We start from the raw sequence: 1,193 nt of genomic DNA, 5'->3' as shown, positions 1-1,193 counted from the left end.
TCATTTAAGCTTAAATATGATCATAAAGAGTCATCAAAAGTTGCTAATTTGTCTATAAATAAGTTCTATTCTACAAAACAGTTTGATGCCTTGTGCAATAGTTTAACTATTGATGATTTAAAAATTAATGTTGATTCAGATTTATCGCCAAGTGAATATAATGTTGACAACATTCAATTAAAAAAAGACTCTCCATTATTATCAATTAATGCTAACCTTATAATTAGCCAAACAGAACTAGTTTTGGCAGATGATCAAAATGGCAATTTAGATATAAAGGTTATCTTAGCAGATAAAATAAATAAATGCACATATAGTAAAAATCTAAAAATTGCTGGTTTTTATAGTATTCTCAAACACAAAAAACAAGTAGAAGAATTTGCTAATTCATTATCAAGATATTCATTTTTGCCTACTAGAAGAAAACTACATAGACTATCTAATTATGATACTAATTTAATACGATTTAATGAGAAAGACAATGATACTTTCAAAGAAATCACAAAGAAAGTTGACTTTAAATATATTTGAGAACCTAATGTTAATGGTGATGAAGAAATAGCATTTATTAGATTTATTTTTACTGCTAAAAATAAAAAATTTTCAGTAGAAAAAGTTGTAGGTCCATATGGAGGTTTTTATAAAACAGGAGATATTTATACTATTGATTATGAATATCTATGCAAATTTTGTTGATATATGATGATGTCCGCTGAATCTAGTAATGCGAAAGATCCTGATTTAATAAGATATCATAATTATTATTGGCTATTTAATAATGGAAAAATTTCAAAAGAAGAAATAGAAAGAAGGTTAAATTGCTTAATTCGCGATCAGAATGCTATTTGGCGTATAAATAAAATTTATTATGATAATCCTAAAAATGATGAGGAGAAAAAACACAAAGAAGATGGTGAAAAATTGATTCAAAAAATAGATTCTTGCCCACATTTACGAGCCAAAATTATTTGATGATCAGATAACTCAGATTATGAAAACTACGTTTGTTTTGGCTTCCAATTAGTTAATTCAATAGAAGGCAAACCTGATTACGATTATGATGAAAAGACACCTATAATTAAAATATGAGCAAAAAAAGATCATGCATTTGGCACTGTAAAACAATCCAAAGATCAATTATAAGCACTGTTTTATATTGCTATCAAAAAAATGTATTCATCAAGATGATGCAT

1 protein-coding gene is annotated in these 1,193 nt (G+C 26.2%); it reads left to right on the top strand.

Going from position 1 to position 1,193, the window contains the following annotated elements; translation table 4 throughout:
• A partial coding sequence (locus T386_RS04440) for a lipoprotein 17-related variable surface protein (RefSeq protein WP_036460164.1) occupies positions 1-1,143 on the top strand: 1,143 nt, incomplete at its 5' end.
• Between the last annotated feature and the right edge of the window lie 50 nt (positions 1,144-1,193).

Origin of the sequence: Mycoplasmopsis primatum ATCC 25948 (genome assembly GCF_000702785.1) — a bacterium.
Classification (GTDB): Bacteria; Bacillota_I; Bacilli_A; order Mycoplasmatales; family Metamycoplasmataceae; genus Mycoplasmopsis; species Mycoplasmopsis primatum.
Note: the sequence above shows the minus strand (reverse complement) of the source record. Positions and strands in the feature narration are given on the sequence as shown.